We start from the raw sequence: 26,542 nt of genomic DNA, 5'->3' as shown, positions 1-26,542 counted from the left end.
GAACAGGAGGACCCAGCACCAGCAGAACTCACCGCCTGACCATACTTCGGATCATGCGGTGACCACTCAGTTACACCACGCCCCGGGACTTGACCACGCGTACCTCCGCCTTCACGTCGGCCATGCGCAGTCTAGAGACAGACTCCACCCCGCATCAGCCGATCTGCGTACGCACGCCCTCACTCGCCGAATTCGTCGCCGGCATTCGCGTTTCAAAGCTCCCGCCCAAACCGCCAACACCCCGTGCGGGCACGCGCCGGACCTCCGCCCACCTCGAGCACAACCGCACCCGCCGCCTCACGCACCACCCCGCCACATCACGCACCACCCGCCACGAGCAGACCTACCGGAGAACCACCCCCGCCACGAACCGAGGTGTGGCAGACCCGCCGGGCCTGCAGAGACCTACGCCGCGTCGAACGTGACTGCACCCCCGCCACATCACGCACCGCCTCCACCATGAGCAGACTTGCCGCAGAACGACCTTCGCCGCGCAGTCGACCTGCCGCAGGCCCCCTCCACCACGAGTCGATGCTCCACAGAGCCACACCCGCCACCAGCCGACGCGCGGCAGATCCGCCCCCACCAGGAACCAACCCCTACGCCGCGTCGATCGCGACCACACCTCGCCGGATCGCGCGGACGGCCTTTGCCGCCGTCGCGGCGACCTCTGGATCGTCGGCGCTGCCGTGAATCTGATCGAGCAGATCGATCACCTGCCTGCACCAGCGCACGAAATCGCCTGCCGACAGCGGTGCGGCCTGGTCGCCGCTGGCGAGCAACGACTCGGCCAACCCGTCGCCGCGCGCCCATTTGTGCACGCCGGTGACGAACCCGAGGTCGGGTTCCCTGGTTGGCGGAAGCTTGTGCCGCGCTTCGTCGGACCGCAGCTCGGACCACACCTTGATGGTCGCACCGATGGCCCGCCGGATCGGCTCGGTCGGGCCGGTCGGGCCGAGATACCCACCGTCCTGGCGAGATTCGAACACGAGCACCGAAACGACGCCGGCCAACTCGGCGGGCCCGAGCCCACGCCACAGTCCTTGCCGCAGGCATTCGGCAACGAGCAGATCGCTTTCCGAGTAGATCCGGGCGAGCCTGCGCCCGTCCGCGGTGACCTCGGCGTCCTGCACGAACCCGCGTTCCTCCAGCAATCCGAGGATCCGATCGAAGGTCCGCGCCAGCGAGTTGGTGGTCGCGGCAACCTGCTGGCGCATCGACTCGGTTTCCCGCAGCAGTCGGTTGTATCGCTCGCCGACGCGCGCCATCTGCTCCCGATCCGCGCGGGTGTGCACCGGATGCGACCGCAAACTGCGCCGCAGCGTGGCCAGTTCCCGATCGTCGGCCGCCGAGGAACGCTTGCCGCGCCGCGGCCTGCCCGGCGCCGAAATTCCGGTGCTGCGCAACGCGGAAGCCAGATCGCGGCGCGCCTGCGCGGTGCGGTGATCGACTCGCCGCGGCAGCCGCATATGCCCCAACGGTTCGGCGGGCACCGGGAAGTCGGCCACCGACACCCGTCCGGCCCACTTGTCGATGGTGAGCACCAACGGCCGCGGGTCTCCCGGCGTCGCATCGGGTTCGAGGATCACCGCGAGCCCGGCCCGCCGCCCGGACGGAATCGCCACCACGTCACCGCGCCGCAACGCCGTCAACGCGTTGACCGCCGCACCGCGCCGATCGGACCGCCCCTGCTGTTCGAGCTGCCGTTCCCGCTGCTTGATCCGCTCGCGCAGCGAAATGTATTCCAGGAACCCACCATCCGCGCCACCGAGCTGATCGCGCAGCTTGCGCAGCGCCGCCTCGTTGCGTTCGATACCGCGCACCAGCCCAACGACCGAGCGATCGGCCTGGAACTGCGCGAACGAACGCTCCAGGAGTGCCCGCGATTCGGCGGCGCCCATCCGGTCGATCAGGTTGATCGACATGTTGTAGCCGGGCCGGAACGAGCTGCGCAGCGGATAGGTCCGCGTAGACGCGAGGCCGGCGACCGCACTGGTGTCGACCTCGGGCTGCCACAGCACCACCGCGTGACCTTCGACGTCGATGCCGCGCCGCCCGGCACGACCGGTCAGCTGCGTGTACTCGCCAGGCGTGAGCTCAGCGTGCGATTCGCCGTTGAACTTGACCAGCCGCTCGAGCACCACCGTGCGCGCAGGCATGTTGATGCCGAGAGCCAGTGTCTCCGTAGCGAATACGGCACGCACCAGGCCTTTCACGAACAGTTCCTCGACCGTGTGCCGGAACGCGGGCAGCATGCCTGCGTGATGCGCGGCCAGCCCGCGGTGCAGCGACTCGCGCCACTCCCAGTACCCGAGCACCTCGAGATCCGCCTTGGGCAGGTCGCCGGTGTGCTTCTCGATGATCGCGTCGACCTCGTCGCGCTCACCGTCGCGACTCAGATCCAGCCGAGACCGTAAGCACTGCGCCAACGCCCCATCGCAGCCTGCCCGGCTGAAGATGAACGTGATCGCGGGCAGCAACCCCTCTTCGTCCAGCTTGGCCAGCACCTCGGGCCGCGGCAACGGGCGGAAGTCCCGGCGCGGCCCACCACGTCCATTACGCGGACCATTCCAGCTGTTCGCCCGATCCGCCAACTCGCGCTGCTTGATGAACCGCACCAGGTCACCGTCGACGAGCACCTTCTGATCGGTGGATTCGGTGTCGAACAGGTCGAACATCCGCCGACCAACCATCACGTGCTGCCACAGCGGCACCGGCCTGGTCTCATCGACCACCACCGAGGTGTCGCCGCGCACGGTCTCCATCCACGCGCCGAACTCCTCGGCGTTGCTGACTGTCGCGGACAGGCTGACGAGCCGCACGTCGGGTGGCAGATGCAGGATCACTTCCTCCCACACCGCGCCGCGGAACCGGTCGGCGAGGTAGTGCACCTCGTCCATCACCACGAACGACAACCCGCGCAGCGCGTCCGAGGACGCGTACAGCATGTTGCGCAGCACCTCGGTGGTCATCACGACCACCGGCGCGTCCGGGTTGATCGACTGGTCGCCGGTGAGCAGCCCGACGCTCTCGCGGCCGTACCGCTCGGTGAGATCGGCGAACTTCTGGTTGGACAGCGCCTTGATCGGTGTCGTGTAGAAGCATTTGCCGCCGGCGGCGAGCGCGAGATGGACCGCGAATTCGCCGACGACGGTCTTGCCTGCCCCGGTGGGCGCACAGACGAGGACGCCGTGCCCTTCTTCGAGTGCCGCACAGGCGGTGCGCTGGAAGGGATCCAAGCTGAACTTCAGCTCGGCGGAAAACTTCGCTAGTTCGCCCGTGTGCGACCGGTGATGTGTCACCGTCAGAGGGTATCGGAGTAGTCCGACGTCGAGCCCGTAGTTTTCTCTCGGGGTGTCATGATCGTTTCGGTGGGCGCGATCGGATCCGGGCCGCTGATCGAGGACGCTTCCTCGTCGGAGAGTGCGGCAAGATCCTCGGCTTCCTTACGGGCCTTGCGAATGTCGTTGATCCGGGAGAACTGGATCGCGACCTCGAACAGCACCGTCAGCGCCAGCGCGAGCGCGAGCATGGAGAACGGATCCTGCGGGGTGATGATGGCCGCGAAAACGAAGAGCCCGAAGGTGATTCCGCGCCGCCACGCCTTCAGTCGCGCATACGTGAGCACCCCGATGAGGTTCAAACCGATGATCAGCAGCGGAGTTTCGAAGCTGACGCCGAAGATGACGAGCAGTTGGATGATGAAGCCGAAGTACTGCGAACCGCTCAGCGCGGTGATCTGCACGTTGCTGCCGATCGAGAGCAGGAAGCTCAACGCATGCGCGACAACGATGTAGGCGAGCGCGGCACCGGTCACGAACAGGACGGTGCCCGAGGACACGAAGCCGACCGCGTACTTGCGTTCCTTCGCGTACAGGCCCGGCGTGATGAACGCCCACACCTGGTACAGCCACACCGGCGCGGCGAGCACGATGCCCGCGGTCATGCCGACCTTCAAGCGCAACGTGAACTGTTCGAATGGCGCGGTGGCCAGCAATCGGCACGCCCCGTCAGGGCTGATCGACGCGCGCGACGACGCGGGCAGCGAACAGTAGGGCCCGCGGAGAATGTCGCCGAGGCTGGAGACGCCGAGGAAGCCGTACTCGTACCAGATGAATCCCAGCACCGTGGTGACGATGACCGCGGCGATCGACACGAGCAGCCGGTAGCGCAGCTCTTGGAGATGCTCGACCAACGACATGGTGCCGTCAGGGTTGGTCCTGCGCTTGCTGCGCCGGGGATCGAACGGGATTCGCATTGTCGGTGATTGCCCCTGGGTCGGAGTGCCTCGCTCAGCGCGGCAACAGCACTATGCCCGGAGTGAGTTTCCGCACTCCGCCATGAGCGGGCCCGTCAGCGGCCCCGCTCCGCTTACTCGATCGAACGACTCAGAGCGACTTCGGCTCGGCCTGGGGCTGCGGGGCGACCGAGGGGGTCACCTGCTGCGCAGGCGGCAACTGCTGCTGCGGCTGCGCGGGCTGCTGGGCGGGAGCAGGCGCGTCGGCGTCCTTGCCCTCGCTCTGCATCTGGCTGACCTCGCTCTTGAAGATGCGCAACGACCGGCCCAAGCTGCGGGCCGCGTCGGGCATCCGCTTGGCACCGAAGAACATCACGAAAACGACCGCAATGATCAGCCAGTGCCAGATGCTCAGACTGCCCATGATTGTTACCTCCCAAGACTGGTGATGGTTCTGATGCTACCGGAGGGTGACATGCGTCAACGCCACCGTCCGCGCTGTTGGCCCGGTGTTTGCCGAACCGATGGCGCTGTCTCAATGCTGGGCCGCGTCGGCGGCCCGCAGCTCGTCGAGCAGTTCCGCGCCGGTCCAGGTGCGCCGGTCACCCTGTTCGGCCGCGACGATCAGTTCGATGAGCCGCTGATTCACCGGCGTCGGCATGCCGACCATCGCGCCGAGACCCACGATTTCGCCGCAGAGCCAAGAGATTTCGGTCTTCCGGCCGAGCGCGAGATCATCGGCCATCGAGGAGCGCGCCATCGGGTCGACGGCGAGCACCCGCCCGAACACCCGCCGGAACACACCGTCGGGCACGGGCAGCAGCATCGTGACCAGTTTGGGCGGTAACGGCGTCAATCGAGCGGGCGTGATGCGGGCCCGCTGCATCACCGCGAGCGCTTCCCGCTGGGCCAGCGCCAGGCAGCGACGATAGTTCCGGTCGCCGAGTTCCTCGCGCAGCGGCCGCCCCGACAGCGCGTTGATGGGATTGTTCAGGTTCAGCAGCAGCTTGGCCCACTGCACGGGCCGCAGGTCGGCGTGGCGGCGCAGCGCGAGGCCGGCCTGCTCGAAAACCCCGAGGAACGGCGCGAGCCCCGGATCATCCTGCACCGCGAGCCCACCCTCGGTGCCGCGATGGAATCGGCCGCCTTCGTGATGCACCACGTTGAACATGACCATGCCCGCCAGCACCACACAGTGCGGCAGGATCTCCCGGATCACCGTGTCGTTGCCGATGCCGTTCTGCAAACTCAGCACTACGGTGCCTGGCCGGATCTTGCCGGTCAGCTCGCGCACGGCGTCGGCGGTGGCCGCCGATTTCACCGTGACCAGCACCAGGTCGGCCGAGCCGACGTCGTCCGGCTCGGTGGCCACGTGGCAGCGCGCGCTCGGCAGCGCGTCGTCGCCGCCGTCGAGGTCGGTGAGCCGCAGTCCGAACTCGGTGACCTCGTCCAGCATTCGGCGCCTGCCGACGAAGGTGACGTGCGCGCCTGCCACGCCGAGCTTGCCGCCGACGAAGAGGCCGATGCTGCCCGCACCGACCACCAGCACGCGGCTGGTCACGTCCGGCCTGCTTGCGGCCGTCGGCGAATGATCATCGAGCCTCCTCGAATCCGGCTTCGGCGTACGCGGCGAGCGCGGCGTTGGAACGCTCGCGCACCGCGGCGACCAGCTCGGGCGGACCGAGCACGGTGACGCCGGAGCCGAAGCCGAGCAGCAGTCGCGCCATCCAGTCCATGGTGGCGAACCGCATCGTCGCCTCCAGGCTGCCGTCCGGGTGCACCGCGAGCCGATGCATTGGGTACTGATCGAGTACCCAAGCGTAGTCGGCGCGAATTCGCAAGCGGGCCAAGGGAACCGCAGGATCGTCCTGGAACAGGTCGAGCGCGGCGGACTCCTCCCTGGCATGGCTCGGCGCCCTTGCCGGTTCGTCGAGCTCGGTCGCGCCCTCGATCCGGTCGAACCGGAACAGGCGAACACCCTCGGCCTGCCTGCACCACGCCTGTAGGTAACTGTTGTTGTCCACCAAGACAATTCGAATCGGATCGACCACCCGCTCCGAGACGACGTCGCGGCTCGCCGAGTAGTAGACCAGCCGTAACGCACGCTGCCTGGCCAGCGCCGAGCGAACCGTGGCGACGGCGGGCGCCTCGACCGGCGGCGTCCGCGCACCGTTCGATTCGGGCACCGACCCACCGGCGATGGCCGATTCGATCTTGGCGATCGCCGCGTGCGCCGCAGTCGGATCGACCATGCCTGGCATGTCGACGATCGACCGCAGCGCAACCAGCAGCGCGGTCGCCTCGGTGGAGGTCAGCCGCAGCGGACGGTCGATGCCTGCGGAGAAGGTGACCTCGATGCTCTCCTCGGAGAACGACAGGTCGATCAGATCGCCTGGCCCATAGCCGGGCAGGCCGCACATCCAGAGCTGATTCAAATCGCTCATCAACTGCTTGGAGGTGACGCCGAGATCGGCGGCAGCCTCGACAGCGCTGATACCCGGATGCGCGATGAAGTACGGAATCATGTTGAGCAGCCGCGAAAGCCGAACCGAAAGACGAGAATTCACGCGGTGACCTCCGTGCGGTCGAACACCGAGCGTAACCGGGCGACCACATCGGTGCGCAGTTCGTCCGGGGCGAGCACGACCGCGTCGGGGCCGAGCCCGGTGATCAGCCGCGCCACCCAGTCGCGGGAACGGACCGGCAGCTCGATGATCGAACCGGCGCGGCCACCGATGGTGCGCTCGCCGGTGACCTGGCCGATCCGGCGCAGCTCACGCCCGCGGCCCTCGGCCACCCACACGGTGGCGGTGCCGCTGACCGGCGCCGAGCTGGTGACCCGATCGACGATCGCGCGCACGTCGACACCGTCCGGTTTGCTCACCGCGTTCTCGGGTCCGTACGGGGTGACGTCGTCGCCGATCCTGGACAGCCGGAAGCTGCGCACCGCGTCGCGATCCCGATCGTGCCCGACCAGATACCAGCGGCCGTGATGGGTCACCACACCCCACGGCTCCACATCACGCATCAGATAAGGGGCGTTGATCGCGCCGCGATGCTCGAACCGCACCGCCTGCCCCGCGTCGATCGCGGCGAGCAGCTTGCCGAGCACCGGCTCGGAGCCACGGGTGCGCGCAGGCACCGCGGGGACCGACGCGACAGCGGCATCGGTTTCCACGTGAATGCCCGCCGCGCGCAACTTGAGCAGCGCACCCTCCGCGGCCGCGGCCAGCTCCGGCGACTCCCACATCTGCACCGCGACCGCGACGGCGGCCGCCTCCTCGTCACTCAAATCAATCTCGGGCAGCTCGTAGGCGTCCCGGTTGATCCGATAACCCTCGACCGTCGAGTACCGGCTCACCGGCCCGATCTCCAGGGGAATGCCCAGGTCGCGCAGCTCGTTCTTGTCTCGCTCGAACATCCGGCTGAATGCCTCGTCGCTGGCGGACTCCTCGTACCCCGCGACGCTGTCCCGGATCCGCTCCGCGGTCAGGAACTGCCGGGTCGACAGCAGCGCGATGACCAGATTCATCAGCCGCTCGACCTTGGATATCGCCACCCGATAGAGGGTAATCGGCCGCGCACCCCCCGTGCGCGTCGGCGCGCGTTTCACTCGACCATATGTGCGTGCGCACCCTGTCACGCAGGCCCGTCACGGCAGAATTGGCACCATGATCATCGCTTTCTCCGTGTCCCCGCTCGGCACCGGCGTCGATGTCGGACGCGCGGTCGCCGAAGCCGTCCGGGTGGTGCGCGCCAGCGGGCTGCCGAATCGCACCGACGCCATGTTCACCACCCTCGAGGGCGAATGGGATGAGGTCATGGCCGTCGTCAAACAGGCCACCGACGCGATCCTCGCCGTAGCACCGCGCTGCAGCCTGGTCCTCAAAGCCGACATCCGCCCCGGCGTCACCGACGCCATGACCTCGAAGATCGAGAGCGTGGAGCGCTATCTCGCCGAATGAGCCCTACTCGGAAACCTGTGTCTGCTGATAGCACACCAGCTTCCACTCGCCACCCGCCTGCACATAGACACTCGACATGATCCCCCGAAACGCAGGCTCCGCCCCTTCGCGATAGGCGACGCCGGTGTAGACAAGCACCTTGCTGTCCACACCGGCATCGATCACAGACGGCTCGAGAATCTCATAGGTCCGCCACGGCGGCGAATCCTTGAGCGCGGCAACCACTCCGGCCCGATCAAGCACCATCCCATTGGCAAGCACCATCACCGCATCCCCGGTCATCAAAGACCCGTAGAAATCGGCCGCTGTGCCGTCGCACAGCGAGTCCCATCCCCTACGCTCAACATCGAGCAGCTCGTTCAGGAGTTCCGTCTCAGCCATAACTCCACGGTAGGCACGAACCGGCCACCTGACACCCATGCAGAGCGAACGAGCGGCAGGTTCTACATCGAGGCGATGAGGCGGTCTACTCGTTCGTCGACCGAGCGGAACGGGTCCTTGCAGAGGACGGTGCGTTGGGCTTGGTCGTTCAGCTTCAGGTGGACCCAGTCGACGGTGAAGTCGCGGCCTGCTTCCTGGGCGGCGGTGATGAAGTCGCCGCGGAGTTTGGCGCGGGTGGTTTGGGGTGGGGTGTCGACGGCGGCGTCGACGGCCTCGTCCTCGGTGATCCGCTTGGCCAGGCCCTTGCGTTGCAGCAGGTCGAAGACGCCGCGGCCGCGCTTGATGTCGTGGTAGGCCAGGTCGAGCTGGGCGATCTTCGGGTCGGACAGCTCCATGCCGTAGCGATCCTGGTAGCGCTGGAACAGCTTGCGCTTGATCACCCAGTCGATCTCGGTGTCGACCTTGGCGAAGTCCTGCGCCTCGACCGCGTCGAGGGTGCGGCCCCACAGGTCGACGACCTGATCGATCTGCGGATCCCGGTCCCGGTTACGCAGGTGCTCGACCGCGCGTGCGTAGTACTCACGCTGGATGTCGAGCGCGCTGGCCTGCCGTCCGCCCGCCAGCCGGACCGGCCTGCGACCGGTCAGATCGTGGCTGACCTCGCGGATGGCCCGAATCGGGTTGTCCAGCGCGAAGTCACGGAACGAGACACCGGCCTCGATCATCTCCAGCACCAGGGCGGCGGTGCCGACCTTGAGCATGGTGGTGGTCTCGGACATGTTCGAGTCGCCGACGATGACATGCAGGCGGCGGTATTTCTCCGCGTCCGCGTGCGGCTCGTCGCGGGTGTTGATGATCGGCCGCGAGCGCGTGGTCGCGGACGAGACACCCTCCCAGATGTGCTCGGCCCGCTGCGACAGGCAGAACGTGGCCGCCTTCGGCGTCTGCAGGATCTTGCCCGCGCCGCAGATCAACTGGCGAGTGACCAGGAACGGCAGCAGCACGTCGGAGATCCTGGAGAACTCCCCTGCGCGCACGACGAGGAAGTTCTCGTGGCAGCCGTAGGAGTTGCCCGCGGAGTCGGTGTTGTTCTTGAACAGGTAGATGTCGCCGCCGATGCCTTCTTCGGCAAGGCGCTGCTCGGCGTCGATCAGCAACTCTTCGAGGACCCGCTCGCCCGCTCGGTCGTGGGTCACCAGTTGGTGCAGGCTGTCGCATTCGGCAGTCGCGTACTCCGGGTGTGACCCGACATCGAGGTAGAGCCGAGCACCATTGCGGAGGAACACGTTTGAGCTACGGCCCCAGGACACCACCCGGCGAAAAAGGTACCGGGCTACCTCGTCGGGGGACAGCCGACGGTGACCGTGGAAGGTGCATGTCACACCGAACTCGGTCTCGATCCCCATGATTCGTCGCTGCACACTATCGACATTACAGCCATGTCATGCGCTTGCGTGGGCTGCTGACAACACGAACGCATACGTCTTCACAACGATTCGGTCCGGCATACCGGACATGAGGGATGAATCGCCTCGTCGCAGGCGCAGTTCGGGCCCGGGTTCGAGCGTCCGCACGATGCGCAACGCCCCTACCCGGGCCCGATACTTTGCTGTCGGTTGGCTACTCCGCTTCCGGAGTCTCCGCGGCGGGTTCCTCCGCCTTGGCCTTGCCCTTCTTGGCCGGGTTGAGCAGCTGTTCCAGCGCGGAATTGGTGACCCGGCGGAACGCCCGCCGTGGCCGCGCCTGCTCCAGCGCGGCGACCTCGAGCGAACTGACGCCGAGCACCCGCTTTTCCTTCTCCGCACCCTCGGGAACGCCTGCCTGCAGCGCCTGCACCGCGACCCGCAGTGCGCCTGCGAGATCGAGACCGGGCTTGTAGGAGGCCTTCAACGCGGTGAGGATCGGCTCGGTCGTGCCGCCCATCACCACGTATTCCCGCTCATCGACGATCGAGCCGTCGAAGGTGATCCGGTACAGCACCGACGTCGGCGTCTGCTCCGGGTAGCCCACCTCCGCCACACAGATCTCCACCTCGTAGGGCTTGAGCTGATCGGTGAAGATCGAGCCGAGCACCTGGGCATAGGCGTTGGCCAAGGCCCGACCGGTCACGTCGCGGCGGTCGTACTGATAGCCGCGAATATCGGCCTGCAGGATGCCGCTGCGGCGCAGATTCTCGAACTCGTTGTACTTGCCGACCGCGGCGAAACCGACCCGGTCGTAGAGCTCACTCACCTTGTGCAGCGTCGCGGACGGGTTCTCCGCGACGAACAGCACACCCTTGTCGTACACCAGCACCACGACGCTGCGACCCCGAGCGATGCCCTTGCGGGCGAGCTCGGTCTTGTCGCGCATGATCTGCTCGGCCGACGCGTAATACGGCAGTGTCATGCGCTGGCACTCCCTTCCTCAGCCGCCTGGCGGTCTGCCACGATCCCGCGGGCGATCGCCTCCAGCCGGTCGTCGGTCACCTCGACCGCGCCTTCGGCGTCGATGGTGATCGCCGTCGGGTAGATCCCGCGCAGCAGATCGGGACCACCGGTGGCGGTGTCGTCGTCGGCCGCGTCGACCAGCGACTCGACGGCGATGCGCAACGCGCGCTCCTGATCAATTCCCTTGGCATACAACTTCTTCAGCGCGGACTTGGCGAAGACCGAACCCGATCCCACCGCGGCGTAACCAAACCGCTCCTCGCTGCGTCCACCCACCACATCGAACGACACGATGCGGCCCACTTTGTCCTGATCGGTGGCGTTCGGGTCGAAACCGACCAGCATCGGCACCACCGCCAGGCCCTGCAGGGCCGCGGGCAAGTTCTCGCGCACCATCTTCGACAGCTTGTTGGCCTTGCCGTCGAAGGTCAGGGGCACGCCCTCGAGCTTCTCGTAATGCTCCAGCTCCACCGCGAAGATCCGCACCATCTCGACGGCCATGCCCGCGGTGCCTGCGATGCCGGCCGCGGAGAAGCTGTCGGTGATGTAGACCTTCTCGATGTCCCTGCTGGCCAACAGGTTTCCCTGTGTGGCCCGCCGGTCACCCGCGATGAGCACACCGCCGCGGTAGCTCACCGCGACGATCGTGGTGCCGTGCGGTGCGATGTCCTTCGCGGACGTCGCACCGAGCCCTGCGCCGTCGATCGTCCCGAACTTGTTGCCAGGCAACATGTCCGGTGCGTGCATACGGAGGTATTCGGAGAAGGACGAGAGGGCGTACCCCAGGTGGAGACGCGAGGGGTCACCTACTGTCACTGGCCGCCTTTCTGAACATACGCACGGACGAAGTCTTCGGCGTTCTCCTCGAGCACATCATCGATCTCGTCGAGCAGGTCGTCGGTTTCCTCCGCAAGCTTCTCGCGGCGCTCCTGACCGGCGGCGTCTACACCGTCCGGGCCCTCATCCTCGTCGCCGCCCCCGGCGCGCTTGGTCTGCTCTTGTGCCATGGCAGCCGACCTCCTCTGTCCTCATCATGACCGGAGCTCAATTTTCGAGCACGGCTCCGATCATGAGCAATGTCCGTGCCCGTCCTTCAACACTACCCAGCCTCCCCGACACCATGTCGTATTCCGTACGGATATGGAATCGAGTCGGTACCGGGCAGTTGATCAAGTTGTGAGCTGTTCCACAAGATCGGCGGCGGTGGTCACACCGTCGAGCAGCTTGCCGACATGCGCCTTTGTGCCGCGCCTCGGCTCGAGCGTCGGGATGCGCACCAGGGAGTCGCCGCCGAGGTCGAAGATCACCGAATCCCAGCTCGCCGCCGCGATATCGGCGCCGAACCGGCGCAGGCATTCGCCACGGAAATAGGCCCTGGTGTCGGTGGGCGGGTTGGTCATCGCGTCGAGCACCTGCTGCTCGGTGACCAGCCGTTTCATCGAGCCACGGGCCACCAGGCGGTTGTAGAGACCCTTGTCCAGCCGCACGTCGGAGTACTGCAGATCCATCAGGTGCAGCTTCGGCGCCGCCCAGCCGAGACCCTCGCGCTGGCGCATGCCCTCGAGCAGGCGCAGCTTGGCAGGCCAGTCGAGCAGGCTCGCGCATTCCATCGGGTCGCGCTCGAGCAGATCGAGCACCATCGCCCAGTTCTCGATGATGTCCTGGACCCGCTTGTCGTCGTTGCCGGTCCGATCGACGAACTTGATCACCCGATCGAGGTAAACCCGCTGCAGGGCAAGCCCGGTGAGCTCGCGGCCGTCGGTGAGCGCGACGGTGGCGCGCAGGGTCGGGTCGTGACTGATCGTGTGCACGGCGGTGACCGGGCGGGCCAGCTGCAGATCGGACAGATCCTCGCCTGCCTCGATCAGGTCGAGCACCAGCGCGGTCGTGCCGACCTTGAGATAGGTGGACATCTCGGCCAGGTTGGCGTCGCCGATGATGACGTGCAGCCTGCGGTACTTGTCCGCGTCGGCGTGCGGCTCGTCGCGAGTGTTGATGATGCCGCGCTTGAGCGTGGTCTCCAGGCCGACCTCGACCTCGATGTAGTCGGCACGCTGGGACAGCTGGAAGCCCGCGTGGTCGCCGGACTGGCCGATGCCGACCCGGCCGGACCCGGTGATCACCTGACGCGAGACGAAGAACGGCGTCAGGCCGAGGATGATCTGGTTGAACGGGGTGTCGCGGCTCATCAGGTAGTTCTCGTGGGTGCCGTAGGAGGCGCCCTTGCCGTCGACGTTGTTCTTGTACAGCTGCAGCCGCGGGGCGCCTGGCACGCTCGACGCGTGCCGCGCAGCGGCCTCCATCACCCGCTCGCCCGCCTTGTCCCAGATGACCGCGTCCAGCGGGTCGGTGACCTCCGGTGCGGAGTACTCGGGGTGCGCGTGGTCGACGTAGAGACGGGCGCCGTTGGTCAGGATCATGTTCGCCACGCCGACCTCGTCGGCGTCGATCACCGGCGCAGGCCCGTTCATCCGGCTCAGATCGAAGCCGCGCGCGTCGCGCAGCGGCGACTCCACTTCGTAGTCCCAGCGAGTGCGTTTCGCCCGCGGCACACCCTCTGCCGCGGCATAGGCGAGCACGGCCTGCGTTGAGGTGAGGATCGGGTTGGCCGACGGCTCGGTTGGGGTCGAAATGCCGTACTCGACCTCGATTCCGATGATGCGCTGCATGGGTCGAGCCTATCGGGCACCTCGGACGGTGTCCGTCGGCAGCCTGCGCCGCGCGCGGCGCGGGGTGGCATTCATACCTTTGGGCTTTCGAATTCATACCACCGGTGGTACTTCCGGAGGACCTGCCCGGCCGCCGTCACCGGTGATAGTCGACCCATGTCCGAATCTCTAGCCGATCCGCAGGCCGAAACCACGGCGCGGCATCCGGCTGCCGCGCCGCTGCCGAAAACCACGAAAACCACTGGGTCGAGCCGCGGCCGGGTGGTCGCGCTCGACGTGCTGCGCGGTATCGCGATTCTCGGCACCCTCGGCACCAATGTCTGGATCATGACCGACCGCGAGGGCCTCGTCGGCTACCTCGACGAACTGATCGAGCCCGCGACCGGCTGGATATGGGCCGAGCGGGTGCTGCAGCAGCTGGCACAGGGCAAGTTCCTCGGGCTGCTCACCATCATGTTCGGCATCGGGCTCGCCATTCAGCAGGCGTCGGCGCAGCGTGCTGGGCGACGCTGGCCCGGCAAGTATCCGATCCGCGCCGGGCTGTTGTTCTTGGACGGCGTGCTGAACTTCGTGTTCGTCGCGGAGTTCGACGTGCTGATGGGGTACGCGCTCACCGGTCTGGTCGTCGCCTTCATTCTCGTGACAAGCGAACGGGCGCAACGTCGTTGGCTGATCGTCCAGGCGAGCATTCATGTCGCGATGCTCACTCTCATGGCGGTTGCCATGGCGTCGGACCCGGACAGCGCGTCCACGAAGAGCACAGGGCCGCAGCACACCACGGTGTACGCGGACGGGTCTTTCTGGGACCTCGTGATATTCCGCCTGCAGAACGCGGCGCATTTCCGCATCGAAACGATCTTCGTGTTCCCCATGTCGATCGCGTTGTTCCTGCTCGGTGCCCGCCTGTACCGGGGAGGAATCTTCCAGCCGGAGGGCGCGCGGACCCGGAAGCGGTTGCTGCTCATCGGTTTCGGCATCGCCTTGCCGATCGACCTGATCGCGGGGGTCGCGGGCAACGGCCAGTTCTTCGTCTTCACCCGCTACGGCACCGCCCCGTTCGTCGCACTCGGCATTCTCGCGCTGGTCGCCGAGTTCTACTTGCGCCGAACACATGTCGGCTTCGTCGGGCGTCGGCTCACCGAGGTCGGACGCTCTGCGTTGAGCTGCTACATCCTGCAGAACCTGGTGGCGTCGTTCTGCTGCTACGGCTGGGGTCTCGGCCTGGCCGCGCGCGTCTCCCCCGACGCCAAGGTCCCGTTCACCGTCGGCATCTACCTGCTGGTGTCGCTGATCATCATTGCGGGCGCGCACCTCTGGTTGCGCCGCTTCGATCGCGGACCGGTCGAGCTGCTGTGGAACCGCAGCTTCGAGCTGCTTACCGGCGGAAAAGCCTGATGGTCAGTGCGAATTGGCTGATTCGGGACGGCAGTCGACGGGGTGGACGGACTCCTGCTCGGTCAGGAGCTCGAAGTCGTCGGTGCTCACCCCGACCTCCAGGTTGGCGACGTGACCGGCGACGTCGAACTCGACCGTCCCCGTCATGCCTGCGCCGGTGAATTCGAGCAACCGGTAGTTCTCCAGGAACTCGGTGACCAGGCCGCGCCTGCTCAGATAGCTCTGCACCGCGCGCCGATAGTCGGTCAACGGTAAAGCGTTGACGCCGTGGGCGAGTACCCGCGCGAGGCCGGCCGCGGTCGGCGCGGGCAACTCGAACTCGGGGTGCTCGACCAGGAACGCCACGCAGGTGTCGTCGGTGACTCCGCAGTAGGAACTCCAGTGTCCGGAAATCACTTTCGCGGCGTCGGCGAGCAGCGTGGCAACCTGATGCGGCTCGGGCGCGGCCTTGCCGAGCGCGATCGGCATTTCCGCGGCGGTCAATTCGGCGACGCCATAGCGGACGCCGAACTCGCGCACCATTTTCGCGACCGCGATCAGCGGCGGCGCGAAGCCCCACGGATTCGCCCATGCCCACAACCAGGTGTCGCCGTCGCTGGTGCCGACGAGGTGAAAGTCGGTGCAGACGAAAGTGCGGTCGGCGCCGATGAATTCGAGCCGAGGCGCCTCCATGTCGGCCTGCCACCGGTGCGCGCCGAGCAATTCCTCGACATGTAGCCGGTGCTCGAGCGACAGCAAACTCGCGTCGTCGAGCAGCCGCGTCAAGGGCACAGGTTCGGACACCGGCAACAGCGTAGTCAATGCGCTCCCCCTCGTATGTATCGTCCGGTGCCACTAGTTTCATGTGGTGACGTTCGTCGACCGATATCCGTTGCTGCACACCCCCACCCACTGGGACTGGGGCGATATGGACGTCCAGTTCTCCACCGATCCGCCACCCGACGAGTTGGTCACCAACATCCACGCCGTCTGCTTCGCCGGCGACGCTGTCGTGCTGTGTCGCGACGACCGCGACGTCTGGATGCTGCCCGGCGGGACCCGCGAAAAGGGTGAATCCATCGATGAATGCCTGCGCCGGGAACTGCGCGAGGAAGCGGGCGCTCGGCCCACCGGTCCGGTCCGCTGGCTCGGCGCGCACTACGCCACCAGCAATCTCGCTGCCCCCTTTCGCGATTGGCAACCGCACCCGCACAAGGCCTGGCTCTGGTGTGCCGTCGATGTCGTGCTCGATTCCGCCCCTACGAACCCCGACGACGCGGAACACATTGTCGAGGTTCGCGCACATCCCCTGAGCGAGGCCATCCGCCTCGCCCGCACCGACGGAGATCATATGGCCGAGTTGATCGCTCTCGCAGTCGAACTGCATCGTCCGGCGGACAACGCAGGTCGACCGGGCGAATGAAAGACTCGGTCTGAATTATTCGGCGCGCAAGGCTTCCGGACGTGCGAGCAGATCTCCGACGACCGCGTCGCGCTCGAGCGGCACGCCGAGGCTGCGGGCGTTGCCTTCGAAGAGGGCGAGCACCGATTCGGTGAGAATGCCCTCGACCTGGTCCGAGGCGAGGACGCTCGCGGAGTCGGCGCGCCAGCTGTTGACGACGCCGTCGACGAATCCGATGATCCCGAACGCCATCGGACGGGCCCGGCCCTGGTCGATACCGAAGCGGGACAACCAGATCGCGAACAGGTCGGCAAGCCTGCTGCCGATCTGGTCGCGGGCGCCTGCGAGCGAGGAATCGCCCTGCGGCACCGGACCGCTGATGAAGCGGTGCAGGTTCGGGTGCCGTTCCACCCAGCGGACGTAGGTGCCGACGGCCCCGCGCACCGCGTCCGCCACGGTGCCGTCGGGGTGCAGCGTCGGCATGATCTGCGCGAGCAACGAGTCCAGGATCTGGCGACGGATCTGCTCGTCCAGGTCGGTGCGCCCGTCGAAGTGGCGGTAGACGACCGGCCTCGGCAGGTTCAGGCGGTCGGCGATCTGCTGGACGGACACGTCGTCGCCGTGTTCCTCGATGGCGGTGATGGCCGCGTCGATCACGTCGGCCCGGCGGCGGGCCTTGTGCCCATGCCAGCGGGTGGCGCGACCGTCGGCGACGGGATGCTCGGGGTTTCCGCTGGTCGGTGTCACAGAATCACGATACCCGCAGGACGGTTGACTGCTACATATTGTCTCACTAATCTGAGTGTGACGCCTTGTATCGGTTAAACGACGGAGTTGGAGAGCAGTCATGGGCAACGAGGCCGCACTGATCCCCGAAGAATCGTTCGCGCAGCGCCTGTTGACCGGGTCGGTGAAGAAGTCCTACGACCCCGTGGTCGACATGGACTGGGACGCACCACTGGACCCGGTCAAACTCTTCCTCCCCGCGGAGGTGGTTTCGCTGTACGGCACGGCGCTGTGGGAGTCGATGACCCCGCAGCAGCGCCGCGAACTCTCCCGCCAGGAACTGGCGAACGTGCTCTCGGTCGGCATCTGGTTCGAGAACCTGCTCAATCGGCTGCTGCTGCGCGAACTGCTCGCCGACGACCCCACCACCAGGCACTCGCACTACACGCTCATCGAAATGGGCGACGAGTGCAGGCACATGATGATGTTCGGCAAGCTGATCGACCGCATCGAGGCGCGCCCGTACTGGCCACGCCCGGCGGGCAGGCTGGCTATCGGCGTGCTGCCGCTGTTCCTGCGCGGCGCCATGACCTGGGTCGGCGCGCTGGTCGGCGAGGAGATCTTCGACGCGGTGCAGCGCCGCACCCTCGACGATCCCGAACTGCAGCCCTTGGTGTCGCGCGCGATGCGCATCCACGTCACCGAGGAGGCGCGCCACATCGGCTTCGCCAGGGACGCGCTCGCCCGCATGGTGCCGACCATGTCGCGGGCCGAATTGGCATACACCAGGCTGTGTGTCGCGATCGCCGCACCGCTGTTCGTCTATCTGCTCACCAATCGGCACATGTACACCCGTGCCGGTCTGGACGGCCGCGAGGCCAGGCGCATCGCCGTGAACAATCCGGAGGCGAAGCGGGTACTCGGCTCCGGCGCCGCGAATCTCGGTGTGTTCCTGCAGAAGCAGGGCCTGATCGGGCCGGTCGGCGAGTGGATCTGGCGCAAGCGCGGACTGCTGGCATGAGCCGACGCAACGAGCGGACGACCATCGCCGTCGGCCCGCCCGAAATCGTCATTGTCGGTGCCGATTTCGCGGGTCTCGAGCTGGCCGTCGAGCTGCGCGCGGCAGGCATCCACGACTTCGTCGTCGTCGAGAAGGCCGACGCCGCAGACGATCCGCGCCGCACCATCGACAAACACCGGCTACGCGAGCACCTGCGGCTGCGGGCCGAGGTGGTCACGCTGGACTTCGACGACGCGGACGATCGCTGGAATGTCGGGCTCGCCGACGGTAAGCGCTGGCGACCGCGGGTGGTCATGCTCGCCACCAACAGCCTTACGCTGCAGCACGAATGGCGGAAGGACACCGCAGGGTTCCTCGGCGTCGCCACGCACGGCTTCCCCAACATGTTCTCGATGCTCGGCCCGGACTCCGGCGGCGAACACCACTCGATCGCCTTCCTGGTCAAGGCGCAGGCTCGCTACATCCGCCAGTGCGTCGAGCTCTTGCGCCGGACCTCGAGCACCAGGATCGAGGTCCGCGCGGCCGTGCAGCACGAGTTCCACCGCCGCCTGCGCCTGCCAGGCGCGCGCATCTCCTACCGCCGCGCGATGCGCAAGCCGGACCCAGGCCACTACGACCTCACCGTCGCCGCGGATCGCGAACCGGCCCACGAGTATTCGGGCCCAGCGATGCTCGACGCCCCCGGCTCGCTGTTGCCGGTCACCGTCACGCTGAGCGGGCACGCCGATCCGATCGACGGCCGCTATCACTGGTACGGCCGAATCAGCACGGACGACGGCGCCGCGCTACCCGATCCCGGCCGCGCCGAAGTGCTGCTCACCTTGCCGGGCCACCACCCGACGGCGGGCCGACTCCAGGAGCGTGACCCCTGGGGCAATGTCCGCATCGTCGGCATCGGCGCGCCGCCGTTCCCGCTGGAGTCGGTGCCCGCGCACTGAGCGAATCGCGGCGGGGCGAACGCGATTCCGCGATTCGCACCGCCAGATCCGGGCATCGGCACAAACATTCGCCACTTCGTTCGGCATTCTGCCGATACCGCATGGTCGGCCGATGGGGTGGGCTGGATCACACGCAGGTGCACGGCACCGCACGATCCGGAAGGCCCTCATGAGATTGTCTCCGCCGCGGTGTACCGCGGTGAGCGTGCTGTGCTGCGCGCTCATCGTCGCCACCGCTCCGACGCACGCCGCCGCAGGCCCCGGGCAGACCTGGTACGTGACCGCAGCGGCACCGGCGGGCGGAAACGGCACGGAGACAGCTCCTTTCAACACCCTGCAGGCAGTCCAGCAGGCCTCGGGCGCAGGCGACACGATCGTGGTGCTCCCCGCACCGCTCGGCACGCCGCCCCTGGACGGCGGCATCGCCCTCAAACAGGGCCAGCGCCTGGTCGGCCGTACGGCATCGGGAAGCGTTGCGGCCATTGCGAATACCACCTCCGCCAACGACGGCGATGCCGTGCGCCTCGCGCCGGACACCGAGGTCCGCGACCTCACCGTCACCAGCGCACAGCGCGGCGGCATCTACGGCCACAACGTCGGCACGACGGTGATCTCGGGCAACACCGTCACCGCGACCAACCGCGCCTGCCACGACGGCTTCATCGTGCAGCCCTTCCCGCCGATGCTCGGCGTTCCGTTCGGCATGTCGCTCCCGGTGGCGCCGAATCTGGTCGGGCTGAACAACGGCTGGGCCGCCATCATGATCGACTCCGATCTCGGTGCAGGCGCACTGACCATCGAGCGAAACACGGTGCGCGACACCCCCTGCGGCGACGGCATCGACGTCCGCACCACCGGAACGGCCCGGGTGACGGCCACCCTCGCCGACAACCTGACCGAGAACATCAACCAGGGCCTCGCCAAGCTCTCGGTGCTCGCCATGGGCATGCAGAGCACCGGAACCTCCGCGCTCACCGCCACCGTGCGCGGCAACATCCAGCGCAACATCGCGCTGCCGGACAACGACCACCTCAATGCCGCCGCCGACAGCGAGGGCCTCTTCATCAACGCCGCCGAGCAGTCCCGCATGCGAATCACCATCGATCGCAACAGCTATCGACACGGCGGCGGCCACTTCTCCGCCAACGGCATCGAATTCGTCACCAGCAACGGCACGCCGGACAGCGAGGTCACGCTCACCAACAGCGAGTTCCTCGATGTGCCCGGCGACATCGTGGAGAACCTGAACCTCAGCGCCGAGGGCGCGCGCCACGTGATGACCATCGACGGATTGACCGCCTCGGGCTCCAGCTTCCCTGCAGCAGCACTGAACCCGATGGTCCCCGGCAACCTCGGCACCTGCCTGTTCTCGGCCAGCTTCGGCCGCGACAACACCACGGCGCTCACCCTGCGCAATGCCAGGCTGAACCGCTGCAGCGCCGACGGCATCGGCGTCTACGCCTATTCGCCCGACGGCCCAGCGCCCGCCAAACACACCATGAAGGTGGACATCGCGGATACCTCCATCGCCGAGACCGCCGTCGCCGACCTGCATGTCCGCACCGTCGGCGACCTGGCCGGGCTGACCGGCAAGATCGAACGCTCCCGCTTCGCTGGCCCCATCACCCTCGGTCGGTCCGGTGGCGCACTCGGGCCCGATTCGGTCCTCGATTTCGGCGGCGGACGCCTCGGCAGCACAGGCCAGAACTGCTTCACCCCGGTGACCGCGACCACCATGGCCGCACCCCCGCTACCACTCGACACCCCGGGTTCGTGGCCGGCCTGCAACTGAGAGGCGACTTTGGTCAAATGCACAATGTCGCGCGACACACTCTGCGCGTTTGCCGCTAGCGCGCACACCGACTCATGCGTTGTGCTTAAAGGTGACGATGAGGTCATCCGCGTCCCCACCGGGGCCCGTGTGACCTCAGCCCTTCACAAGCAGAGGTTCAGGTCTTGGTTTCATCGACAGTCCCGGCGCCCGCCCGCCCGGAGACGTTATGTGCGGCGTTCCAGTCAAATGTCGCGAAATACCCCGACGCGGTCGCCCTGCGCACGCTCGGCGGGGACATCTCGATCACCTGGCGCCAGTACGGCGACCGGGTGCGTGCCATCGCCACCGGCCTCGCCGCGCTCGGCGTCGGTTCCGGCGACACGGTGGCGCTGATGCTGACCAACCGCCCCGAATTCCACCTCTGCGACACCGCCGTGCTGCACGCAGGCGCGACACCGTTCTCGGTCTACAACACCAACCCGGTCGAACTGCTCGTTTATCAGTTCGGCAACGCGGGGAACAAGGTGGTGATCTGCGAGAAGCAGTTCGTGCCACGCGTCTTGGAGGCGGTGGACAAGGCGGCCGCGAACGGCTTCCACGTCGAGCACGTGATCTGCGTGGACGAAGCACCCGAGGGCACGATCGCGCTGTCCGATGTCGAACAGGGCGCGTCGGAGGATTTCGATTTCGACGCCACCTGGCAGGCCGTCAAGCCCGAGGACCTGCTCACCATCGTCTACACCTCCGGCACCACCGGCCCGCCGAAGGGTGTCGAGCTCACCCACACCAACTTCATCGAAAACGCCCGCGTCCTCGAACAATTCGGCGGCGGCGGCCCCGAGGACCGGGTGATCTCCTACCTCCCCGACGCGCACGCCGCCAACCGCTGGTTCGCGCACTACCTGACCATGCTCGAGGGCTGCCAGATCACCACCGTCCCCGACTTCAAGCAGGTCGCAGCGGCTTTGGCCGAGGTGCACCCGAGCGTGTTCCTCGGTGTGCCCCGGGTGTGGGTGAAAGTCAAAGGCGCACTGGAGGAACGGTTCGCCGCCGAGAGCCCGATCAAGCGCCGCCTGATCCACTGGGCGATCGGTGTCGGGCGCAAGAAGGCGCGAGCCGACTCCGACGGTGTCGCCCTCGGCGCGTTCGACAAGCTCCAGCATCGGTTGGCCGTGCGCCTGGTGCTCGCGTCCATCCTGGAGCGGCTCGGCTTGGACAAGGTCCGGGTCGCGGTCACCGGCTCGATCGCCATCCCGCCGGAGGTGCACGAGTTCTTCATCGGGCTCGGGCTGCCGCTGTGTGAGGGCTACGGCATGAGCGAGTGCACCGCGGGCGCCACCCTCAACGGACCCGAGCGGATCAAGATCGGTACCGTCGGCACCCCACTGCCCGGCGCCGAGGTCAGCCTGGCCGACGACGGCGAGGTGCTGATCCGGGGCAAGATGGTGATGCGCGGTTATCGTGGCGATGCGGCCAAGACCGCGGAGGCGATCGATAGCGACGGGTGGCTGCACACCGGCGATATCGGCACCATTGATGAGGACGGCTACCTGTCGATCATCGACAGGAAGAAGGAGCTCATCATCAACGCGGCGGGCAAGAACATGTCGCCCGCCAACATCGAGAATACGATCACCGACAACTGCTCCCTGATCGGCGCAGTGGTCGCGATCGGCGAGCAGCGCTCCTACAACACGGCGCTGATCGTGCTCGACCCCGACCTGGCCGCCGCGTTCGCCACGCGGCACAACCTGGCGGGCGCCACAGTCGCCGAGTTGTCCAAGGACCCGGTGATCCTGGCCGCGATCGAAGAGGGCGTCGCGGCCGCGAACAACAAGCTGTCCAGAGTCGAACAGATCAAGAAGTACATCGTGCTTCCCGAAGTCTGGGAGAACGGCAGCGACTACCTGACCGCCACCGGCAAACTCAAGCGCAAGCCCATAGCCAGCCATTACACGGATACCATCGAAGCTCTGTACTCGACATAAGTCCGGGAAGAAGACCAGCATGATGCCATCGCGGACACGGGTGTTCGACGATCTGCACCGGCGGACCGCGTCGATGCTAGACGGGTTCTACGCCGCGCTGCCGCCGTACCAGCGGCTGCCGCAATCCCTCGTGGAGACCGATTTCGCCCGCGGCACCAAGCTCAACGTCGACCTGTTCTTCGAATACCTGCGCCGCGGCGAGGAACCTTCGGAGGAAGACACCAGGGAACTCGTCGAGCTCGCGATGGATCGACTACGCGACGGCACCCCGCTGCCCGAGGTGCTCGAGCGTTATCGATTCGGCGCGACGTTCATCTGGGAGCGGTTACGCGCCTCGGCCACCCCGGCCGAACGCGAACTGCTGTTCGATGCGTCGTTGCTGCTGCTGCAGTACGTCACGCTGGTCACCTCCCGGATCGCCACCGCGGCCACCCAACGGGTGCACGACCCCCGCTGGGAGCTGCTCGAGCGCAGGCGCGGCATCGCCGACGCGCTGCTCACCGGGCGCGACCCGGTGGAGTGGGCGAACGATCCGGTGATTCCGGTGTCGGATGCCTTCCTCGTCGCGGTGTTCCGCCTGTGCGGCACCCGCGGCGGTCCCGCCTCGGCGCTGCGGCACCGGGTCGAGGCAATTCCCGGGGTGTTCCTGCGGCTGGACGCGGGCGGTTGGACCGCCCTCATCCCGCTGCAGCCCGGCGACGACGGCTCGGCCACGCTGTCCGCGCTCACCGCACGCCTGCCCGCGCAGGAGCCGAGCGAGCCGCCACCGTACTGGGTCGGCGTCGGCGCGGCGCGCAGCAAGGACGCGATCCCGGTCATGTACGCCGAGGCGCGGGTGCTCGCCGAGCTCGGCCGCTGCCTGGTCCGGCGCGAAGTACTGTGCCGCAGGCAGGATTTGCAGTTCGAGTACACGGTGGCGGTGAGCGACGCGGCCAGGCCGGGCCTGGCGTCGGTGCTCGCGCCGCTCGACGCGCAGCCGATGCTCGCCGAGACGCTCGAGGTGTTCGTCGACAGCGGCTTCAACCAGCTGGCGACGGCAAGGCAGCTCAACGTGCACCGAAACACGGTGACCTACCGGCTTTCTCGCGTGCACGAGCTGACCGGGCTCGACCCGCACCGCCCTGCCGACGCGATGACCTTGTCCGCCGCACGCCTGGCCAGGCGCCTCGAATCGGCCGCCTTCGCCCCGTAATCCCCACGTGGACAACATCTTTTAGTTACTTTCCCAATCGGTCGTCGTTCCGGCTGGCGGATTGCCCGTGTCGCGGCACCCCGTCTATGCGTTGTGCTGAATGACGACAACGAAGTCAGGCGTTGCCCTCGTACGTCCGGACACAATCCGGACCCGAGTGCGCCCGTTTCAGCACTCGATCCGCGGTATAGACCAGCGGACGGGTAGCTCGCGGCCCGGCTTCCACCCTCGCCAGCAAAGGTTCAGGTAGTTGAGATTTGTTTCCCGGGCGCGAACCTCGCGCACCGTGACGATCGCCGCCCTCACGGCCGTCGGCTTGCTCGTCCAGCTCGCCCCCGCCGCGCAGGCGGTCCCCACCTCGGGCCCGGTTCCCAACGCGCCAGCCAACTTCGGCTTGCCCGCCGACTATCAGCCGACGCCGGAGCGCTATGGCATCGCCTACGAACTCGGCCACATCGTCCCGCTCTCCGACGGCACCCAGCTGCAGACCGAGGTGCGCTATCCGACCGATCCGGCCACCGGGCAGCGCGCGGCGGGTGAGTTCCCGGTCGTCGTCAACTTCACCACCTACGGCGCCGTGTCGAGCGCGCTCGCCGCTGCCGTCACCAGCGTGGTGGACACGCTGCAGATCCCGCTGCCCGATCACCTGAGGGATGCACGCCGAATCATCAACCAGGCCACCAGCGCTCAGGACATGCTGGTGCGCCGCGGCTACATCGAGGTGATCGCCGACGTGCGCGGCACCGGCGGCTCGACCGGCGCGTGGAATCCGGCCTCGCAGCAGGACGGCCTCGACGGCGCGCAGCTGGTCGACTGGGCGGCGAAGCTGCCAGGCGCCAACGGCAAGGTCGGCATGTACGGGTACTCGTTCCCCGCGCTGTCCGCCTTGCGCACCGCCGAATCGGTCGCGCCCGGTTCGCCGTTGAAGGCGATCGTGCCGATGGCCATGCCCAACAACATCTTCAACGAGGTGCTCGGCCACGACGGCATGATGAGCCCGATCCTGCTCACCGCCATCTCGGTGCTGGTGCCCTATCTCAGCCTGATCGGCCCGTTCCTGACCGCCGCGGTCTCGCCGCAGCTGTTCCTCAAATCGCTTGGCGACCACCTACAGGCAGCGGTGTCCTCGGACAGCACGATCAAGCTGTTGTTCGAGGCGTACGGCGGCGGCCCGCTGGCCTACGACGGTCAGTGGTGGCAGGACCGGCGTTTCGAGACCGATCTGCGCAAGGTGGTCGACAACGGCATCGCCATGTACCAGGTCGGCGGTCTCTGGGATCTGTACCAGGAAGGCCCGTGGCGCAACTACTCCCAGTTGCAGAACATCGCGGCGGGCCGGGATCAGTTCGCGCCGATGGCGAAAGAACAGGCTGCCGACGCCCGGTTCCAGCTGCTGATGGGCCCGTGGTACCACGTCGGTCTCGGTTTCGGGCCCGGTTCGCGGATGGACACCGGCATGATCACCGTGGCGTGGTTCGATCGATGGTTGAAAGACATTCCGAATGGAATTGACAAAACAGACAATCCGCTGCACGTGATCGACCCGAACAATATGGCCGTCGCTACCTCGCGATACCCATTCGAGCAGGCGAGCATTCAGCAACGGTACTTCGACGGCGACCGTCTGGTCGCGCAGCCGCCGTCGATCGACAATGCCGCCGATCGGCTCGACTACAGCGGCATCGACACGCTCTGCAACCGGCAGAGCCTCGGCCAGTACAGCGCAGGCCTGTTCGATTTCCTGTTCCGGCTGTTCACTGCCTACAACCCGTGCACGGAATGGGTGCAGGAGCCCGTCGCAGGCCGTCGCTACACGATGGACCCGGTGGCCGAGCCGACGGTGCTGGCCGGCCCGAGCAGCGTCACCCTGTACGCGTCCTCGACCAGTACCGATGCCGCGTTTCAAGTGTGGCTTGACGACGTGGCGCCGGACGGGACGGCGGTGAACATCACCGGCGGCTCGCAGCTGGCCAGCCAGCGCACCCTGAACGACGAGAAGACCTGGCGCGCGGCCGACGGCACCATCTACGCGCCGGAGCATGTGATCCGCAAGGACACCGAGCAGCTCCTGACGCCGGGCGAGGCGACCCGGTTGGAGGTCAAACTCCGCCCGACCTTCTACCGACTGGAGCCGGGACACGCACTGCGCCTGCGGATTACGAGCGGCACGTTCCCGTCGACCATGCCCATCCCGACCGACCTGCCCAGGCTCGTCGGCTCGTCCCAGCAGATCCACCGAGACGCCGCTCGTCCATCGAGTCTCATCGTTCCGCTGGCACCGGCGGCCGCGTTCGGCGGCTGAGGCGCGCACCCCCGGGCTGGAATACCGCAGCCCGGGGGTGGGTGGCAAGTCACGTTTAAGCCCCGATCAACACCGGGACCTGTAAAGATCATGGAAACCTGGGATGAATACCAGGTGCATTGAGACACATTGTCCAGCAAGCTC

Annotated in this window: 23 protein-coding genes; 9 read left to right on the top strand and 14 right to left on the bottom strand. The window is 67.0% G+C overall.

From position 1 onward, the window contains the following. Positions 1-599: 599 nt before the first annotated feature. The 6 genes from ACGFNJ_RS27685 to ACGFNJ_RS27660 form a co-directional block, all read right to left on the bottom strand. On the bottom strand, positions 600-3,302 hold the full coding sequence (locus ACGFNJ_RS27685; RefSeq protein WP_393454097.1) for a DEAD/DEAH box helicase: 2,703 nt from the start codon (positions 3,300-3,302) through the stop codon (positions 600-602). Positions 3,303-3,304: 2 nt separating this feature from the next. Then, on the bottom strand, positions 3,305-4,258 hold the full coding sequence (gene tatC / locus ACGFNJ_RS27680) for a twin-arginine translocase subunit TatC (RefSeq protein ID WP_393454094.1): 954 nt from the start codon (positions 4,256-4,258) through the stop codon (positions 3,305-3,307). 130 nt (positions 4,259-4,388) lie between these two features. Beyond that, complete coding sequence (gene tatA / locus ACGFNJ_RS27675) at positions 4,389-4,661, bottom strand: Sec-independent protein translocase subunit TatA (protein ID WP_393454091.1); 273 nt, start codon at positions 4,659-4,661, stop codon at positions 4,389-4,391. 111 nt (positions 4,662-4,772) lie between these two features. Continuing rightward, positions 4,773-5,798 carry a 2-dehydropantoate 2-reductase gene (locus ACGFNJ_RS27670; protein WP_393454088.1) on the bottom strand — a complete coding sequence of 342 codons (1,026 nt, stop codon included), beginning with the start codon at positions 5,796-5,798 and terminating at the stop codon, positions 4,773-4,775. Between the two features lie 31 nt (positions 5,799-5,829). Then, positions 5,830-6,804 carry a helix-turn-helix transcriptional regulator gene (locus tag ACGFNJ_RS27665; RefSeq protein WP_393454085.1) on the bottom strand — a complete coding sequence of 325 codons (975 nt, stop codon included), beginning with the start codon at positions 6,802-6,804 and terminating at the stop codon, positions 5,830-5,832. Further along, positions 6,801-7,796, bottom strand: a complete 996-nt coding sequence (locus ACGFNJ_RS27660) for a helix-turn-helix transcriptional regulator (protein WP_393454082.1) — start codon at positions 7,794-7,796, stop codon at positions 6,801-6,803. Before ACGFNJ_RS27660 ends, ACGFNJ_RS27665 begins: the two co-directional genes overlap by 4 nt. Before the next feature lie 112 nt (positions 7,797-7,908). On the opposite strand from ACGFNJ_RS27660, the gene ACGFNJ_RS27655 reads away from it, so the two are divergent. Next, a complete protein-coding gene (locus ACGFNJ_RS27655; protein WP_393454079.1) occupies positions 7,909-8,202 on the top strand; it encodes an MTH1187 family thiamine-binding protein in 294 nt (97 codons plus the stop codon). 3 nt (positions 8,203-8,205) lie between these two features. On the opposite strand, the gene ACGFNJ_RS27650 is transcribed toward ACGFNJ_RS27655, so the two are convergent. The 6 genes from ACGFNJ_RS27650 to dop all read right to left on the bottom strand — a co-directional run bounded on the left by ACGFNJ_RS27650 (position 8,206) and on the right by dop (position 13,681). Then, positions 8,206-8,583, bottom strand: coding sequence for a nuclear transport factor 2 family protein (locus tag ACGFNJ_RS27650; protein ID WP_393454076.1), 378 nt, complete (start codon positions 8,581-8,583; stop codon positions 8,206-8,208). Positions 8,584-8,645: 62 nt separating this feature from the next. Beyond that, entirely contained in the window at positions 8,646-10,004 is a 1,359-nt protein-coding gene (pafA, locus tag ACGFNJ_RS27645) for a Pup--protein ligase (RefSeq protein WP_218023307.1), read from the bottom strand. Positions 10,005-10,203: 199 nt separating this feature from the next. Then, entirely contained in the window at positions 10,204-10,971 is a 768-nt protein-coding gene (gene prcA / locus ACGFNJ_RS27640) for a proteasome subunit alpha (protein WP_393454072.1), read from the bottom strand. Next, the gene (prcB, locus tag ACGFNJ_RS27635) at positions 10,968-11,828 is read right to left on the bottom strand and encodes a proteasome subunit beta (RefSeq protein ID WP_393454069.1); all 861 of its coding nucleotides are present in this window, start codon (positions 11,826-11,828) and stop codon (positions 10,968-10,970) included. Before prcB ends, prcA begins: the two co-directional genes overlap by 4 nt. Beyond that, positions 11,825-12,019 (bottom strand): ubiquitin-like protein Pup, encoded by a 195-nt coding sequence (locus ACGFNJ_RS27630; protein WP_014986166.1) that lies wholly within the window; start codon positions 12,017-12,019, stop codon positions 11,825-11,827. Before ACGFNJ_RS27630 ends, prcB begins: the two co-directional genes overlap by 4 nt. 162 nt (positions 12,020-12,181) lie before the next feature. After that, positions 12,182-13,681 carry a depupylase/deamidase Dop gene (gene dop / locus ACGFNJ_RS27625; RefSeq protein ID WP_393454066.1) on the bottom strand — a complete coding sequence of 500 codons (1,500 nt, stop codon included), beginning with the start codon at positions 13,679-13,681 and terminating at the stop codon, positions 12,182-12,184. Positions 13,682-13,837: 156 nt separating this feature from the next. On the opposite strand from dop, the gene ACGFNJ_RS27620 reads away from it, so the two are divergent. Next, entirely contained in the window at positions 13,838-15,076 is a 1,239-nt protein-coding gene (locus ACGFNJ_RS27620; RefSeq protein WP_393454063.1) for a DUF418 domain-containing protein, read from the top strand. A 3-nt stretch (positions 15,077-15,079) separates the two neighbouring features. Here the strand turns inward: ACGFNJ_RS27620 and ACGFNJ_RS27615 are convergent, their stop codons facing one another. Next, on the bottom strand, positions 15,080-15,859 hold the full coding sequence (locus tag ACGFNJ_RS27615; protein WP_393454060.1) for a DUF6882 domain-containing protein: 780 nt from the start codon (positions 15,857-15,859) through the stop codon (positions 15,080-15,082). A 64-nt stretch (positions 15,860-15,923) separates the two neighbouring features. On the opposite strand from ACGFNJ_RS27615, the gene ACGFNJ_RS27610 reads away from it, so the two are divergent. Further along, the gene (locus ACGFNJ_RS27610) at positions 15,924-16,478 is read left to right on the top strand and encodes an NUDIX hydrolase (RefSeq protein WP_393454057.1); all 555 of its coding nucleotides are present in this window, start codon (positions 15,924-15,926) and stop codon (positions 16,476-16,478) included. A gap of 15 nt (positions 16,479-16,493) precedes the next feature. On the opposite strand, the gene ACGFNJ_RS27605 is transcribed toward ACGFNJ_RS27610, so the two are convergent. Next, positions 16,494-17,204: a TetR/AcrR family transcriptional regulator gene (locus tag ACGFNJ_RS27605; RefSeq protein ID WP_393454054.1), complete on the bottom strand. Its 711-nt coding sequence runs from the start codon at positions 17,202-17,204 to the stop codon at positions 16,494-16,496. Positions 17,205-17,304: 100 nt separating this feature from the next. Here ACGFNJ_RS27605 and ACGFNJ_RS27600 point away from each other — a divergent pair, with 100 nt between their 5' ends. From ACGFNJ_RS27600 to ACGFNJ_RS27575, 6 genes are all read left to right on the top strand, one after another. Then, positions 17,305-18,204, top strand: a complete 900-nt coding sequence (locus tag ACGFNJ_RS27600) for a diiron oxygenase (protein ID WP_393454051.1) — start codon at positions 17,305-17,307, stop codon at positions 18,202-18,204. Then, positions 18,201-19,142, top strand: a complete 942-nt coding sequence (locus ACGFNJ_RS27595; protein WP_393454048.1) for a DUF4873 domain-containing protein — start codon at positions 18,201-18,203, stop codon at positions 19,140-19,142. The genes ACGFNJ_RS27600 and ACGFNJ_RS27595 overlap by 4 nt, the downstream gene beginning before the upstream one ends. A 169-nt stretch (positions 19,143-19,311) precedes the next feature. Then, positions 19,312-20,934: a hypothetical protein gene (locus tag ACGFNJ_RS27590; protein ID WP_393454045.1), complete on the top strand. Its 1,623-nt coding sequence runs from the start codon at positions 19,312-19,314 to the stop codon at positions 20,932-20,934. 164 nt (positions 20,935-21,098) lie between these two features. Then, on the top strand, positions 21,099-22,904 hold the full coding sequence (locus ACGFNJ_RS27585; protein WP_393454042.1) for an AMP-dependent synthetase/ligase: 1,806 nt from the start codon (positions 21,099-21,101) through the stop codon (positions 22,902-22,904). A gap of 19 nt (positions 22,905-22,923) precedes the next feature. Continuing rightward, positions 22,924-24,096: a PucR family transcriptional regulator gene (locus tag ACGFNJ_RS27580; RefSeq protein WP_393454039.1), complete on the top strand. Its 1,173-nt coding sequence runs from the start codon at positions 22,924-22,926 to the stop codon at positions 24,094-24,096. A gap of 286 nt (positions 24,097-24,382) precedes the next feature. Further along, on the top strand, positions 24,383-26,398 hold the full coding sequence (locus ACGFNJ_RS27575; RefSeq protein WP_393454036.1) for a CocE/NonD family hydrolase: 2,016 nt from the start codon (positions 24,383-24,385) through the stop codon (positions 26,396-26,398). Positions 26,399-26,542 lie beyond the last annotated feature (144 nt).

The organism is Nocardia sp. NPDC049149 (assembly GCF_043197455.1).
Classification (GTDB): Bacteria; Actinomycetota; Actinomycetes; order Mycobacteriales; family Mycobacteriaceae; genus Nocardia.
This window is presented reverse-complemented; position numbering and strand designations above follow the sequence as displayed.